Source organism: Luteimonas sp. GW821-FHT14E02 (genome assembly GCF_058803905.1).
Genome location: NZ_JBXAPK010000002.1, coordinates 124191 through 138849, shown reverse-complemented (window position 1 = coordinate 138849; position 14659 = coordinate 124191). Strand labels below are relative to the sequence as shown.

General features: G+C 65.1%; 16 protein-coding genes. 1 reads left to right on the top strand and 15 read right to left on the bottom strand.

The window, feature by feature from the left end; all coding sequences use genetic code 11:
* Window positions 1–6 precede the first annotated feature (6 nt).
* The 3 genes from AC1RNP_RS03670 to def form a co-directional block, all read right to left on the bottom strand.
* Window positions 7–1164 carry a peptidogalycan biosysnthesis protein gene (locus AC1RNP_RS03670; protein WP_493049902.1) on the bottom strand — a complete coding sequence of 386 codons (1158 nt, stop codon included), beginning with the start codon at window positions 1162–1164 and terminating at the stop codon, window positions 7–9.
* A gap of 6 nt (window positions 1165–1170) precedes the next feature.
* The gene (locus AC1RNP_RS03665; RefSeq protein WP_493049901.1) at window positions 1171–1899 is read right to left on the bottom strand and encodes a class I SAM-dependent methyltransferase; all 729 of its coding nucleotides are present in this window, start codon (window positions 1897–1899) and stop codon (window positions 1171–1173) included.
* Between the two features lie 437 nt (window positions 1900–2336).
* Window positions 2337–2870 carry a peptide deformylase gene (gene def / locus AC1RNP_RS03660; protein WP_493049900.1) on the bottom strand — a complete coding sequence of 178 codons (534 nt, stop codon included), beginning with the start codon at window positions 2868–2870 and terminating at the stop codon, window positions 2337–2339.
* Window positions 2871–2935: 65 nt separating this feature from the next.
* Between def and AC1RNP_RS03655 the strand changes: the two genes are divergently transcribed.
* Window positions 2936–3328: a hypothetical protein gene (locus tag AC1RNP_RS03655; RefSeq protein ID WP_493049899.1), complete on the top strand. Its 393-nt coding sequence runs from the start codon at window positions 2936–2938 to the stop codon at window positions 3326–3328.
* 103 nt (window positions 3329–3431) lie between these two features.
* Here the strand turns inward: AC1RNP_RS03655 and AC1RNP_RS03650 are convergent, their stop codons facing one another.
* The 12 genes from AC1RNP_RS03650 to xpsF form a co-directional block, all read right to left on the bottom strand.
* The gene (locus tag AC1RNP_RS03650; protein ID WP_493049898.1) at window positions 3432–4277 is read right to left on the bottom strand and encodes a glycosyltransferase family 2 protein; all 846 of its coding nucleotides are present in this window, start codon (window positions 4275–4277) and stop codon (window positions 3432–3434) included.
* Window positions 4274–5218, bottom strand: coding sequence for a glycosyltransferase family 2 protein (locus tag AC1RNP_RS03645; protein WP_493049897.1), 945 nt, complete (start codon window positions 5216–5218; stop codon window positions 4274–4276). Before AC1RNP_RS03645 ends, AC1RNP_RS03650 begins: the two co-directional genes overlap by 4 nt.
* Window positions 5219–5239: 21 nt before the next feature.
* On the bottom strand, window positions 5240–7480 hold the full coding sequence (gene gspD, locus AC1RNP_RS03640) for a type II secretion system secretin GspD (RefSeq protein ID WP_493049896.1): 2241 nt from the start codon (window positions 7478–7480) through the stop codon (window positions 5240–5242).
* A 10-nt stretch (window positions 7481–7490) separates the two neighbouring features.
* Window positions 7491–8276 (bottom strand): type II secretion system protein, XpsN-like, encoded by a 786-nt coding sequence (locus tag AC1RNP_RS03635; protein WP_493049895.1) that lies wholly within the window; start codon window positions 8274–8276, stop codon window positions 7491–7493.
* A complete protein-coding gene (gene gspM, locus AC1RNP_RS03630) occupies window positions 8263–8925 on the bottom strand; it encodes a type II secretion system protein GspM (protein ID WP_493049894.1) in 663 nt (220 codons plus the stop codon). Before gspM ends, AC1RNP_RS03635 begins: the two co-directional genes overlap by 14 nt.
* Window positions 8909–10099, bottom strand: coding sequence for a PilN domain-containing protein (locus tag AC1RNP_RS03625; RefSeq protein ID WP_493049893.1), 1191 nt, complete (start codon window positions 10097–10099; stop codon window positions 8909–8911). The genes gspM and AC1RNP_RS03625 overlap by 17 nt, the downstream gene beginning before the upstream one ends.
* The gene (locus AC1RNP_RS03620; protein WP_493049892.1) at window positions 10096–10974 is read right to left on the bottom strand and encodes a type II secretion system minor pseudopilin; all 879 of its coding nucleotides are present in this window, start codon (window positions 10972–10974) and stop codon (window positions 10096–10098) included. The genes AC1RNP_RS03625 and AC1RNP_RS03620 overlap by 4 nt, the downstream gene beginning before the upstream one ends.
* Window positions 10975–11015: 41 nt before the next feature.
* Window positions 11016–11708: a type II secretion system protein GspJ gene (locus AC1RNP_RS03615; protein WP_493049891.1), complete on the bottom strand. Its 693-nt coding sequence runs from the start codon at window positions 11706–11708 to the stop codon at window positions 11016–11018.
* Window positions 11705–12178 carry a type II secretion system protein XpsI gene (gene xpsI, locus AC1RNP_RS03610; protein WP_493049890.1) on the bottom strand — a complete coding sequence of 158 codons (474 nt, stop codon included), beginning with the start codon at window positions 12176–12178 and terminating at the stop codon, window positions 11705–11707. The genes AC1RNP_RS03615 and xpsI overlap by 4 nt, the downstream gene beginning before the upstream one ends.
* Window positions 12175–12669, bottom strand: coding sequence for a type II secretion system protein XpsH (gene xpsH / locus AC1RNP_RS03605; RefSeq protein WP_493049889.1), 495 nt, complete (start codon window positions 12667–12669; stop codon window positions 12175–12177). The genes xpsI and xpsH overlap by 4 nt, the downstream gene beginning before the upstream one ends.
* Window positions 12670–12743: 74 nt before the next feature.
* Window positions 12744–13175 (bottom strand): type II secretion system major pseudopilin GspG, encoded by a 432-nt coding sequence (gene gspG, locus AC1RNP_RS03600; protein WP_493049888.1) that lies wholly within the window; start codon window positions 13173–13175, stop codon window positions 12744–12746.
* 202 nt (window positions 13176–13377) lie between these two features.
* Entirely contained in the window at window positions 13378–14595 is a 1218-nt protein-coding gene (xpsF, locus tag AC1RNP_RS03595) for a type II secretion system protein XpsF (protein WP_493049887.1), read from the bottom strand.
* Window positions 14596–14659 lie beyond the last annotated feature (64 nt).

Sequence of the window (14659 nt, the reverse complement as noted above, 5' to 3'; positions counted from 1 at the left end):
TGTGCCTCAATGCGATAGCCGGCCCCACGCCGGCCCCAGGTGGTGTCCAAACATTTGTTCGTGTTGGGCGATGAAACGGTTGTTGTGCCGGTCGACCGCCTCCCTCGACACGGATGCGTCCACCAGCAATACGAGCGCCGCCAGCGGGTTGACCTCCGCACCGCGCAACGACTTGGCCTGCAGGGATGAAATGGAAAGTTCTATCCTGTCGATGCCGTGCGCCGCCGCGTAATCCAGCGGTGCGTAGTAGGACAATACGAAGTAACGGAAGTCGCCATCGTCGACGGCATAATCGGACCCGAAGTAGCGGGTGTGCAGCGTTCTCCCGAGACGGTAGAACACCGTCAACGCCACGATCCGCCGATCGCGGCGGGCAACCGCGACGATCGCGGATTCGTGCACGCCGGAGCGGCGCTGTCCGTCGAGCAAACGCCGCATCCAGGCTGCGCCTTGCATGCTGCCATGCCTGGCTCGGTTCTGCGCGATCAGATCGGCAGCCACCTGCTCGACCTCGCCGTCCAGCGCGCACCACTCCACCTGGTCACCATGCTCCGCGAACACCGCGAGCTCTTTGCGGATTCGCCAGCGGTTGTGTTTGCTTGCCGCCTGCATCGCATCCGTCAACCCATGCGGCGGCACCGTCAGCGAAGCCTCTGCCGAATGCAGGATCACCTGTGCATTCTCGCGCAGCGATGCCAGCTCCAGCGCCTTGTCCAGCGGCATGTAGGGAATCACCACGCCTGCGCGGCCGCGGTGCGCGGCCAGACTTGCGGCCGCGTCGAGCAATCCTCGCAAAGCCCGGCCTCGCCTGAGGCCGAGCGTGCACGGAATCTCGTTATGGGTCGATCGCCGCGCGCCTATCCAGAGGAACTCCCGCTCCCACGGACCAGGCACGTCGACGAAGTGTTCGGGAAGACAGAACAGACCCGGCGTGCGTTCGCCATCCCAGAGCGCACAGCCCCCAAGCAAACCGGCCGGGCCATGCAGCGTCAACAGCTCGGCCGGCCCGAGCGCATGCTCCAGCGCCGCCAGCCATCCGTGGCAGTTGTAGAAATCGTTGTCGGCAATCAGTGCGTCCCACGCATGACGATCGACGATCGAAACGGAGGGCACGACCACGGCACGCAGGCCATCACATATGTCCGGAGCATGTGTGACGATCATGGCGCATCAGCGTTGACAGTTCATGATCGCCGCATGCGGCTTCTGCCAGTAGGGCCGCATGAAGCTACCGGCTTCGCCATGCTCCTCGTCACTGAGCAGGCCGTGCGAAACCCACTGCACGGGACGGAAGCCGGCCGCATGCATCGCCGATTCGAGCGAGTTCCTGTTCCAGTAGTAGGCAGTGACCGTCGCATCGTATGGCGGTTTGCACAGATCGAGACGGACCTTGCCTCCATCGACATCGGGACCATCCGGCATCATGCGAAACCCATAGCGTTCGTAGTAGCCCGGCTCGCGCACATAGTCCGGGTGAATGGGCAAGGCGACCAGACGACCGCCCGGCCGCAACGGGCGCGCCATCGATGCGCACATCGCCTCCAACTCCTCGAGCGTGGTGGCATACGGCAACACGTACACGGCCAGGACCAGATCGAAGCGACCGTCGAGATCAGCGTGCAGATTCGAGGTGTGCTCGATCCCCAGCCGATCCTTCTCCTCTCTCCGGCGGGCGTACTGCAGCATGCCGTCGGATACGTCGTAACCGACTACTCGACGCGCGCCACGCGCTTTCATCCAGCGCGAATATATGCCATTTCCGCAGCCGAAATCCAGCACATCGCGTCCCGTCAGATCACCGAGCACGGCGAAGACGTTCGGGATTTCCATATGCTTGCGGAATGGCCATTGCGCCATGTCTTCGTAAAGGCTGGCGAGTTCGTCGAACTGACTATCCATGCGACCTCTCCCTGGACGTTGACGAGACTTCGATGTCATCACGACGGCAAGCCTTGAACGCTTCAGCGCGTTGTCCATGCATCACCGTGTGGCGCGCACGCTAACCAAATCAATGACGAAAAAAAGCGAATGAAATCACTGTTCCCCCACCGGAATTCGCGCGGCTTCGTGAAGAATTCTTCACATCCATCAGGAAACAGACGACGTCGTCGTTTCATCCGTGCTCGCAGTCGCACGGAAGCGATCGTTGTATTCGTCTGTCGGTGCCTGGTCTTTTCCAAGCTACGGATGATGGATGTTGAAGCAATGAACGACGAGCGTGAGCAGCGACTGCCAGCCCTCAAAGGAACATCAACGCAAATGCAATCGAGGCGTCACACGATGCGATCAACCGGCACCGGTAAGCAATGCTTTCCATCTCGACAATGGAAAGCGATTCAATCGTCGCTGTTGGGATCGAGCCCCGGGAACAGGATCTCGGTGAATCCGAACCGGGTGAAATCCTCGATCCGCGACGGGTACAGCCGGCCGATCAGATGATCGCATTCGTGCTGCACCACGCGCGCGTGGAAATCTTCGGCCTCGCGCTCGATCGGCGCACCCGACGGGTCGAACCCGCGATAGCGGATGCGGCGGAACCGCGGCACCACCCCGCGTAGCCCCGGAACAGACAGGCAGCCCTCCCATCCCTCTGCCTTTTCCTCCGACAGCGGCTCGATCGTCGGGTTGAGCAGGATCGTTCGCGGCACCGGCAGCGCGTCAGGATAACGGTCGCTGTGCTCGAACCCGAAGATCACCAGCTGCAGGTTCACGCCGATCTGCGGCGCGGCCAGCCCGACCCCGCCGGCGGCATGCATGGTGTCGAACATGTCGGCAATCAGGGCATCCAGTTCCGGGGTGCCGAACGCCGGAACCGGCTCAGCGATCCGGAGGAGACGGGGGTCACCCATTTTGAGGATGTCACGTATCACTGCCCGCTCCCGTCCGCCCGCGCGCCCGCCTCGAAACCCGTCAAAAGTCTGGTGAATGGGGAATCGTGCTGCTCTATACTTTCGGCGCCAATGGTTGGCGCCTCACCCGGACCCTTAAAGGAATTATCGTCATGAAAAGCATCTTTGTCACCGCTGCACTGGCTGCATCGTCGTTGTTCGCGTTTTCTGCGAACGCGCAGGCTGCTGACGCCCTGCTTTGCTACAGCTCTCTTTTCAGCCAGAGTTCCGGCGGCACCCCTTCCGGAACCGTGAATTATCCGCAGCTGACCAACGCGACGAAGTACACCTGCAATTCGACTGCCCAATACACGCTGTCCCAGCTCGCCCAGGGTGGCTGGATTGTCGTTGCCATCGACGAGACCTTGTACTCGACCACGTTCAACAGCAACGGCACGACCACCACCAATTCCCGCTACAGACTGATTATCCGCAGGTAATGCCGCAATGACGGATTGCCGTGGCCGGCTTGCAAACAGGGGGTCGGCTGCGGCAACACCTGGAACTTTCATCGCGTGCGTCGACGATAATCCGCGCACATGTTCACTTAAGAGCGCGCAAGGTCGCCGGTAGAAACCTGGCCCAGATCGCCGCCCAGATCGCCGTCCGGCTGACAAGATTGCGCCGGGGCGCTTCGAACTTCCGGAAATAGCGCCACAAGCCACGATGCTTGTGCCACTCCACGAACAGCGGCCGCGCGCGACTGGAAACACCACGCACATGCACGACACGCACGTCGTTCGCGACCGCCACCGACGCACCGGCCATCCGCACACGCCGGCATAGATCCAGATCCTCGGCATGCAGGCGATAGCCCTCGTCGAAGCCGCCAATACGATCGAACAGCGTGCGCGGAAGCAGCATCAAGGCGCCCGACACCGCATCGACATGCTGCAAGGCCTGGCCATCGTCGGGCGGCACATCGAGCGGACGTTTGCCACCTCCGCCGATCGCGGCTTTCAGCATCGCGCCGAAATCGGGATCGCGACGACGCGCGGCGCCATCGCGCACGCCCGCCTCGTCGACCAGATCGGCGCCAACTAGCCTCTCGGTCTCGCCGTTACGGGCATGCGCGAGCAGCCGCGCCAGCGTGTCCGCTTCCACCAGGCAATCGGGATTGACGAATGCCAGCCAGGGCGCGTCGCAATCTCGCGCGCCCTGATTACAGCCGACGGAAAACCCCGGGTTGTGCGGATTGCCGATGAAATGCACGCGCGCGTCCGTCGCCGCATGCCGCTGCACGATGGCGAGCGTGCCGTCGCGCGAATCGTTGTCGACGATGCGGATCTGGGAAATCCCTTCGCTGTGGCGCAGCCGGGTCAGGCAGTCGTCGATGGTGGTGGCGCTTTCGTGGGTGACGACGACGGCAGCGATACCTGGAGCCGTCATGACGCGTCCTCCTCGCCCGTTTCCTCCGTCGGAGGCAACGATAATGTCTCCGGCGCCCCCTTCGCAGCATCAGTGCTCACCGCAGGCGCCGTGTCGATTTCCGCGGGCGACCCGAACAGATCATGCTGCGCGGGAGACGAGGGAAGGCCGGCCTGCAAGCGGACAAGCGCATCGCGCGTCGCGCGCAGCGGATCATCCATCAGGAAGCCGGCCAACCGCGCATGCCATCCCGGCCAGCGCACGGCCAGGGCATCCAGATCGCCGTCGGCAGGCCCACCCTCGCCGCCACGCGCGACGAAAGCGGTTTCGCACAAGGCATTGCGCCAGCCGAGTCCCGACAGGCGCAGCGACAGATCGATCAGCGCGGCATACCACGAGGCATAGGTGGCCGCATCGAGCCCGCCCGCCTTGGCACGCGCACGGCCGCGCAGGAGGACGGCATGATCGACCGCCGCGGGCAGTTCCGGATGCCGCGGCGCCATCGCCGCCGCCGCGCGCGCGATTCGTTCCGGATCCTCGGGAATCGGCGCGATCTCGCCGCAGCGCGGCCATGCCGCGGTCTCGCCGGCATTGCACCAGGGCGTGGCGGTGGCGATCGAGGCATCGCGCGCGAAGCACGCTGTCAGCTGCATCGCCCATCCGGGCATCGGGATCGCATCCGGCGCGAGCACGATGACATCGGCATCGCCGCACGCCTTGAGCATTTCATCGAGGTGCGCGACCTGACCAATCGATCGCTGCCGGCGCGTGTAGTCGGCGGACAGTTTGGTCCGCGCGATCCAGCGCTCGATCACGGCATAGCCGCGCGGACCGCATTGCGCATCATCCGCCAGCCAGACCTGCGTGCCGGCCGGCGTGTTTGCCTCGAGCGCGCCGAGGCAGGCGTCGAGCGCGACGTCGTCGGCCCCGACCGGCAGCAGCACGACCGGGAGATCAGTCATGCGGCGCCCCGGTCTTCCGCATTACTTCTTCCGCTTGGGCTGGAGGGGTTCCATCGCGCGGAAGCGGCGGCTGTACTCGTCGGTGAGCGCGTTGGCCTCTTCCGGACTACGGACGATGGTGGGCGTGATGAGCACGATCGTCTCTGTGCGCTCGGTGGTCGAGCTTTGCCCACCAAACAGGGCGCCGATGATTGGAATACGGCTCAATCCCGGAATACCGTTGGAGCCACGACGAACATCGTCACCGATGAGGCCGGCGAGCAATACGGTATTGCCATCCTGCACTGCGGCCTCAGTCTTGAGCCTGCGTGTCGAGATTCGCACATTCGGGTTTTGCGCAGTCGGCTGACTGGACGGCTGACTGATCTCTTGAACGATATCAAGGAATACGATGCCATCCTTGGTGACACGCGGACGCACCTTGAGAATAGTACCTGTATCCAGATACTGCACCTGATTGTAGGACGTGCTGCCTCCGACGACCGGATTCACCGAAGTCGAAACAATCGGAATCTTTTCTCCGACATTGAAAGTCGCCTCGCTATTGTTCTTCACGAACACCGATGGTGTTTGCAGAATCTGCACATCAGTCACTTCATCCAGAGCCTTGATGACCGCAGCCGCATCATTCTTCACCAATTGCCACAACACTCCACCACCGGAGGTGCCTGCGCCTATAGCGGCGCCGAGCGTACTCCACTTGCTTGGCCCCGATATTCCAGCCTGATTGCCAGGCGCCGGGAACGGCCCGATGCCGTTATCGGTCATGCCTTTTTCGAGGTACCAGCTCACACCCCACGAGAGATCGCCCTTGAGCTGCACCTGCACCACTTGCGCTTCGATATGCACCTGCGAAGGCATGATATCGAGCCGCTCGATGACATCCTTGATCGAATTCCAGGCACTACCGGTGCAACGCACCAGCAAGGTATTGGTTTCGTCCACCGCCGAGACACCGACGCGCTCGCCTTCCACTTCCAGTGTGACGCGGCCATTGCCGCCCTGGCGCGGACTGAGCGATAGCGACCCGTTACCTAGACCGCCACCACCACTTCCGCCGAGAGAGTCGCTACCTGTCGAAGCCGAGCTCAGTCCCGAATCGTTATCCAGCCCGCCGTCCTTGATCTCCGTGGGATTAAGCCCCGGCATCAAGGACGCATTACCACTGCCTTCGTCGCCGCCGCGGCTTCCGCTGCCGCCGAAAACATCGGCCAACCGGTCAGCGAGATCCTTCGCCTTGACGTATTTCAATTCGTAGGAGAACAACTGCGAACCAGCGCCCGCGCCATCGATGCGCTCCAGCCACTGCTGGATCTGGTCGAGGTAATCCGGCTGCGGCGTGATCACCAGCACCGCGTTGGCGCCTTCCAGCGGCATGAAGCGGAACATGCCGGCGACCGGGGTCTTGCTCTGCTCGCCGAAGACTTTTTCCAGATCCTGCACCACCTTGCTGGCCTTGCTGGTCTGCAACGGGAACACGCCGACCGACATGCTCGACATCCAGTCGACGTCGAAGATCTGGATGGTGCGCAGGTAGTTCTCCAGTTCGGTACGGCTGCCGGCAACGGTGATGACATTGCGGCCGGAATCGACGTTGACGATCGTGCCCTGGCGCGCATATGGCTTGAGGATCTTCTCCATCTCCGTCGCGGAGATGTATTTCAGCGGCACCACGCGCGACTCGAAGCCGCGCGCGTTGGCGGCTGACCCCGTGCGCGGAGCGACAGCGCCCGTGGTGATGGCCTGATCGGCCGGAACGATGTTGTAGCGGCCATCGCTGTAGATCAGCCGCGCGTTGTTCCAGCCCAGCACCATTTCCAGCAACGACAAGGCTTCGGCCGGGCTGACCGGCTTGGGCGTGGCGAGCGTCACCGTGCCCTGCACGCCCGGCGCGATCACGTAGTTCTGGCCGAGCATGTCACCGAGGATGGCCTTGGCGACGGCCTGCAGCGATTCACCCTCGAAATTGAACGTGGCCGAGCCACTGGTCCCGCCGAGGTTTGGCGGTGTGGAGGCGGCGATGTCGCGATTGATGGTCTGGCCGCTGCCGCGGCGAATCTGCGGACGCGGGCCTCCGTTCTCGCTGTACTCCTTGCGGATGTCACGCGGAGTACTGTCTTTCTTGTCCTTGTCCTGCTCCGCCTCATCGGCGGCCGGCGACTGCAGCTTGGTGTTGTCACGACGCACGGTCGGCGTCGGTGCGGTCGCGCAGCCCGCGAGCACGGTGATGAGGAAGACGACACAGAAGGAACGAACATTCATTGCGTGCACTCTATGGGTTCTGGCCCGGCTGCGGCGGCCGTTGTTGCGCTTCCTGCCGCAGCTTGGCGCGGCGGGCTTCGATGCGCTTGCGGATGGCTTCGATCTGTTGCTGCGTGGCGGCGTCCTGCGCGGCGTCGGCCGGATTGGGATTCGGCGGCACGTCGGCGCTTTGCGGCGGTGGCGGACGGGGTGGCGGCACCTGGTTCACGGCGGGCGATGGCACGGGTTGTCCCGGAATCGGGGGCGGCGGAGGCGGTGCCGCGATCGCGGTCGGCGGTTCGCCGCCGGTGCCGTTGAAGATGCGCAATTCGAGCTTGCGTTCGCCTTCCGGCCCATTGAACACCGCGCTGCGCGCATCGACCGAGGTCAGATGCCAGTTCGGCGCGGCTTTCGGTGCGTCACCGACTTTCACGCGCATGGGTTCGCCGGTGCCGTCCGGCGTTTGCAGGATCGCCATCTGGAAATTCGGCGTGCGCAGGACGCTGGTGAGCACGTAATCGAAAGCGTTCGCCTTGCCCGCCTCCTCGCCTTCCGGATTGATGGTGAACGGCTGCGGGCGGCGATCGTCGGTGAACAGCGGACGCTCGCCGATGGCGGCGTACTGCGGCAAGGGACCGAGGCGTTCGGGCGACTTGGCGACCGGCTGCGGCAGGCGGCCGGCCAGCGTCGGATCGTCCTCCAGCGTTGCCACCTTGCCGCCGACGCCGATCAGCGCGAACACCCACACGCCGAGCGCCCACAGCGCCAGCCCGCCCAGCAGCCAGGTCTTGGCGCCTGCCGTCTCAACCCGGCGCATTGGCACCTCCCGCGGGTCCGGGTCCTGGGGGATTCGAGGTCGGAGCCGGCTGTGCCGGTGCCGATGTCGGCTGCAGATAGCCGTAGAGATCGAAACTGACGTCCAGCCCCGCCCCCTGTCGCGATTGCTGCTGAGCGACGAAGAAATTGGTGGAGAGGATGTTCAGATTGTCGACGAACAGACGCGGCGAACCGTTTTCCAGCGAATACAGCACAGTCGCCAGTTCGGGGTTGCCGCAGCGCAGGCGCACCTGCACCACCACGCGCGGGAAGCGCTGTGGCCGCGAATCAGTGGTCGGCGAGCGATTCTGAATCGCACAGCTCTTGTTGCCTGGGCTGGCTTCCGAAACCGCTGTTTCCAGACGCTGCACCAGGCTCGCCGTCGCCAGCTCCGGGCTGCGCTCGGTCATGAAGCCGGGAATGCGGCTGGATTGCTGCTGCAGCTCCTGCAGCCGCCGGCGCACCTGCGGCTCCTGTTTCAGTTCCATCCGTGCGCGCAGATCACGCTGCTGCAACGAGCCGATTTCTTCATTGATTTCGAGCATCGGCACCGTCCACCACGGATGGACGAGCACGAAATAGGCCAGCGCCAGCGCACCGACGAGAATGCCCAGGGCCAGCCAGCGGTCGCGATCAGGGCGTTCGGACATCGACGGCTCCCGGTTGCGATTTGGCGGCATCGGTGACTGCGAGTTCGGCGGTCAGGGTGAAGCGGTCGCGGTGCGTGCGCGGGTCGGGCTGCAAGGCGCCGGTCAGCGCCGGCTGGCGCCACAGTTTCGACCCTTCCAGCTTGACCACCAGTTGCGAGGCCTCGCTGCTCTGCCCGATCAGCGTCAGGCGGGTGTCCTCGATGGCGAGTTTTTCGATGTAGGTGGTGTCGGGCAGGCGGCGCGCGAGTTCGTCGATCACCTCGACCGTGGTCGGCCGGCCCACGCGTGCATCCTGCAGGAAACGCAGGCCTTCGACCCGATCGATCAGCTGACGCTTCGCGGCGGCGGCCTGGCGTGCCTGGCTGCCGTGCTGATCGGCTTCGCGCTTGAGCTCGGCGGCGACCTCCCGGCGGTTTTGGAGGATCTGCCACAGGCCCACGCCGAAGGCGAGCAGCGCGACGACGATGAAGACGAGATTCCAGACCTGCCACGGATCGCTGCGCCGGCGGCGCTGCCCGTCCGTCAGCAGATTGATGCCGAGCGCGCGGCCCTCGGCGTCGACGACATCGACGCCGGCGAGCGTGGCCCCGAGCGGGCCGAGCGCCGCGAGCGCCTTGTCGAACGTCGCGCGCGGGACGACGACGAGTTCGACGTCGAGCTGATCGCTGCGGCGCGCGACGATACGCGCGTCGTAATGCACATCGGCGGCGGCGAAAGGTGTCTGGCGATCGATTTCGAAGGCGACGACGTCGCGCAGGCGGTCCGCAGCCGCAGCCGGCAGGGTGAGCCGCCGCCTGAGGCCGGCGCTCGCGGGCAGCAGCAGCCAGCGCGGCAGATCGACGAGGCGCTGCGCGAGCAGTTCCGCCAGCGGATCATCGGAAGCGCTCTCCGCGGTGCCGCCAGCCTCGGGCGCCCAGGGGATCTGCCCAAGTGCCTCGTTGCCTTCCCCCCGCTGCAGCAGCAGATGCAGGTCGGCGCCGTCATGGCGAAACAGCAGGCGCTCGTGGGCGAGGCCGAACAGGGCGCGCAAGCGCGCCGGCAGCCAGCTCGCCAGCGCTTCGGTCCACCAGGTCCAGAACCCGTTGAACCCCGGACGCAGGCGCCCGCCGACCCGTCCGAACCTTTGTCGGAACGAACCTTGCGACGCGCTCGTATTGTCGACCGCGGACATCATCGCGGAATGGCTCCCTCTTCCCATCGCAGTGCCAGATAAGCGGATCCCGGCACGGTACCGATCCCCGCGCGCACGACGGCCTTCAGCACTGCCTGGCGGCCATCCCGGAGCCGCGCGCGGCTGACGATACTATACGTACCGGTGCCGCCACCCAACAGCGCGGAGTCGTCGAGGCCGCCAGGCTTGGGCTGGGTCTGTTTGCGGCGTGCCAGGATCGGCGCCGCGTCCACACCCAGTGCTTGCAGTACTTCGGCCGGCGCGTAGTTTGGATCAGGGCGCATCTGCCCGCTGTATACGGTGAGCAGCGGCGCTACCTTGGCGTAGAGCTGCGGCGTCATGCCCAGCACCTGTTCCACCTCGGCGATGGTGTCGAAAGGCGCGTCCTTGGCACCGTATGGCAGGCCCGCCGACGCGTAATCCGGATCCTCGGCGCCGCCCTGGGGCTGCGTGAGGTTGTCGATGTCGCGCCAGTCGGCGATCGCGGCGGCGAGCCGGTCGGCTTCCTGCTTGTCGGTGCCGAGCACCACGAACAGCTGGCTCAGGAACGGCACGTCGGCGGTGTTGAGGTCGACCTTGCCGGATTCGTCGACGATGCTGACTTCCACCTGCGCATCACCGAACGCCCAGGGATACGGCCGGCCGTCGGGCTTCCAGCGCAGGCGCGGATCGTTTTCGAACACCCGCGTCAGCGCGTACTCCAGGCCAGCGCGCGCGGCCTGTCCGACCACCACTTCCTGATCCAGCGATCGCGCCTGCAGACGCTCGATGCGCGCGGAGAACGCGAACGCGGCCACCAGCGTGGCCAGCAGCGCGATGATCCACATCACCAGCAGCAGGGCGACGCCGCGTGCGCGCGCGGCCGGAGCGCGCTTCATCTGAGCGCGCTTCATCCGAGCACGCTTCATCTGAGCACGTTTCACCGGAACACCCCCGGCGCCTGATTGCCCGCCTGCGGCAGCGACACCACCAGCCGCGGCCATTGGCCGGCGATCTTGCTTTGGATGTCGATCGACACCTGCACCGGCAACCGGTCCGGCGTCTCCCACTTGTCGACCCACTCGTCGAGCTTGTTTTCAGCGTTGAGCCCGCGATAGCGCATCTTCACGGACACCAGGTCCGGCACCATCGGTTCGGGCGGACGCGGCTGCCGTTCTTCCGCCACCGTGTTTCCCACTACCGGCGCGAAGGACACCACCAGCTTCGCTTGCCCGCCGTCCTCGATCACGCGGATGTCATGCAGATGCGGGCCGCCGCGGCCGAGATAGTCCGGCAGGTCGGCGACGAAACGCATATGGTCGGATTCGCCGATGAAGCGGGTCTGCTCGCCGGTGCTGGTATCGATGGCGAATCCGATCAGCAGCGCCGAGGTGATGCGGCGGCGCAGGAAGCCTTCGACGGCGCGCATGCGCTCGTTCTGTTCGGAAATCAGTTCGCCGCGCTGCTTGGTTGCGGTCGCCGCGCGCACCGTGGCGAAGGCCACGGCCAACCCCGCCGCCAGCAGCGTCGCCGCCAGCAGCACTTCGATCAGCGAGAAGCCGGAAATCTGGCGCCGGCGCGCATGCGCACGTGGCGAAGCCCGAACCGATGTTCTGCCCAATCGCGGATTCATGGCGTCACGCTCTGCATCATGTCCGGCGTGGCCAGGCGCAACGTTTCCAGCGACAGCCGCCGCCCCGGCCCGCCATCGCCCCACTGCACCGTCAAGGCCAGCCGCAGCAGATGCGGCGCGCCCGGATTGCGCAGCATGTCCTGCTGCGGGCGCAGCGGATCGGTGTAATCGCTGATCTGCATCGTCCAGCGATACTTGCCGTCGTCGAACTCGCCATCGCGTGCACCCGGTTGCAACGCCTCGCCGACGCCGGTCTGCGCGAGCAGCGATTGCGCATGCAGCGCCGCGCGCCCCGCATCGGCGGAATCCCGCACCTGCCGCGCCGAGCCGGACAAGGTGCCCAGCAAAAGCGTCAGCGCAAGCGCCAGTACCGCGAAGGCGATGATGATCTCGATCAGAGTGAAGCCGGTTTGCTTCCCCTTCGCCGAATGCCGCGTTCGCGCGGCAGCCCTCCCCATCCGGCGCTTCATGGCGGCACCGTTTCCGCGCGCCACGATTTGACCTCTCCGGTCAACCAAGCGACATCGACATTCCAGCCCGCGCGCTTGACGACCAGCTGCACGCGTCCGCCGGTGGAAGCGCCATCGGCAAAGAACACGATCGCGCCCTGTCCGCGGCTGGGCTGCACTTCGCGCGCGCCGAAGAAGCGGACCGAGATCTTGTCGGAGATGCGTCCCTGGCGTCCGGCAGCGCCCTCCCAGGTGTGCTCGCTCGGGCTGATGACGAAGCGCTGCGGCGTGCCGGTGGCGATCGCCTGCGCGCGCGCGAAGCGCAGATTGGCAGCCACGTCCTGCGTCGCCGAGCGCAACTGCATGCGCTCGAAACCGCCGGTCACCGCCATCACGCCGAGCAAGGCGGCGCCGGCGATGATGGCCATCACCACGATGATTTCGATCAGCGTGAAGCCGCGCTGATGTCCGTCAAAGGCATTGTGCGATCGCAGCACGGCGGCGGCGGGCAAGGGACGCTCCCCCGATGTCCGCACTGCGGCAACCGGTTCCCTACCCTGCCAATCCCGGCTGCCGAATTTCACGTTTACTCGTACTTGATGTCGCCCTTGACGCTGTCGCCACCGGCCTGCTTGTCGGCGCCGAGACTGACCAGATCGAAAGGCTTGTTGTCGCCGGGCACCTTGTATTCGATCGGCGTGCCCCAGGGATCCTTCAGATCCGCTTCCTTCGCATACGGACCGAGCCAGTTGTTGGCGCCGCCGGGCTGCGTGATGAGATCGTTGAGCGAAGCGGGCAGGTTGCCGGTGTCCATCTGGTAGGACTGGACTTTCTCGGCGAGGGTCTGCACCTGCGCCTGCGCCAGCTTGAATTTCGCCTTGTCGCCGCCGCCCAGGATTCTGCTCGCCGCGAACGCGACGATGCCGCCGATCAGCACGGTGACGATGATGATTTCGATCAGGCTGAAACCCGCCTGTGCCGAACGCGGGGAGCCGGGGAAGGAACGTGAACGCCTCATCGCTTGCATCCTAAAAAGTTGTCGGGTCAAAAACTGTCAACAAAACCTGTCAAATACGGCGCCTGGCCGCCAGGAACGCCGAAGTCTCGCATTTCCCGCCAGCCGGGAAATGACTGAACCTGAATTCCAGATGTTGGATCGACGACCGGGCAAATGGTTCATCGCCCGGACGGCCGTTCTGTCCCCTGAATACGGCACGGCGTCACTGGATTGTATCGGTGAGGCCGTAGATCGGGATCAAGACCGCCATGATCACCGCACCGACGATGCCGGCCAGGACCAGGGTGATCACCGGCACCAGGGCCGCCAGCATGCGATCCAGGGCCTGCCCGGTCTCTTGCTCGAAGGTGTCGGCGGTCTTCAGCAGCATGGTGTCGAGCGCGCCCGACTCCTCGCCCACCTGGATCATCTGCAGGGCCAGCCGCGGGAAGCGCTTGCCCTTGGCCAGAGCCGCGGACAGGCCGACACCGTTCTTCACCTCGTCCGCCGCGGCTTCCACGTCACTGGCCAGGGCACGGTTGCCGAGCACGTTGCGGCCGATGCCGAGCGCGGTCAGCAACGGCACGCCATTCTTCAGCAGCGTGCCGAGGGTGCGCGCCAGGCGCGCGGTTTCGAGCTTGGCCACCAGCGAGCCGGCCAGCTTGCGCTGCAAAATCCATTCGTCGAAGCGCGCGCGCACGGCCGGATCGCGGCGCTTGCGATCCAGCCACAGCAGCAGCAGCGCCGGCACCACGATCAGCACGATCCACCAATCGCGCACGAACAGGCCGAGGCCCAGCACGAGCTGGGTGAACCACGGCATCTCCGCATCCAGGCTCTCGTACATGCCGGCGAACTGCGGCACGACGTAGCCGAGCAGGAACATCAGCGCGCCGATGACCAGCGTCAGCAGGATCGCCGGATAGATCAGCGCATTGATCACGCGACCGCGCAGCGCGCCACTGCGTTCGAGATATTCGGCCAGGCGCTGTAGCGTCTCCTGCAAGCTGCCGCCAGCCTCACCGGCCCGCACCATGTTGATGTACAGGCGCGAGAAGGTACCGTGCTGGCGTTCCAGCGCCGTCGACAACGCACTGCCACCGCGCACACCGTCGCGGATGTCGGTGATGGTGCGGCGCGCGGCCTCGTCTTCCGGCAGTTCGAGCAGGATTGTCAACGCTCGATCCAGCGGCTGACCCGCGCCGAGCAGCGTCGAGAGCTGCATGGTGAACTGCACGAGCCGTTCGCCAGCGAACGTCTTGGGCTTGAACAGCGCACGCCAGGCGGATTCGCCCCCGCTGCCGCTGGCGAGTGTCGCCTCGACCGGCAAATGGCCCTGCTCCTGCAGGCGCAGCGCGACTTCGCTGTCGCTGGCGGCTTCCATTTGGCCGTCGAGCATTTCGCCACGGGTGTTGAGGGCTTTGTAGCGATAGAGAGGCATGGATCGTAGGCTTTGTTTTGCTCGTCATTCCCGCGAAGGCGGGAATCCAGTGACGTTGGCTTTT